Below are 293 nucleotides of genomic sequence, written 5' to 3' on the forward strand. Positions count from 1 at the left end.
TCCAACCCTCGCTTTCGGTTCAGTTGAAGAACCTCGAGCAGCGTCTGGGCGCACAGCTCTTCGTCCGCTCGCCGCGTGGTGTCATGCTGACGGATGCGGGCACAGTCCTGCTGAGCCATGCCGAGGGTTTGTTGCGGTCGGTGAGGGATGCAAAACTGGCCGTGAGGCAAGCGGGCGAGGACGCATCGGGCCGGGTGGTGTTCGGCTTTCCGTCGTCGGTCTCCATGGTCCTATCCGTGCCCCTCGCCGAGACGATCCGGCATGAACACCCCAAGATCCGCCTGCGCGCCGTG

1 protein-coding gene is annotated in these 293 nt (G+C 64.8%); it reads left to right on the plus strand.

Features of this window, described 5'->3' with window-relative positions:
* A partial coding sequence (locus E0702_RS16725; protein WP_132045689.1) for a LysR family transcriptional regulator occupies nt 1-293 on the plus strand: 293 nt, incomplete at both ends.

The sequence above is a fragment of the Halomonas marinisediminis genome, from assembly GCF_004347715.1.
Lineage (GTDB): Bacteria > Pseudomonadota > Gammaproteobacteria > Pseudomonadales > Halomonadaceae > Halomonas > Halomonas icarae.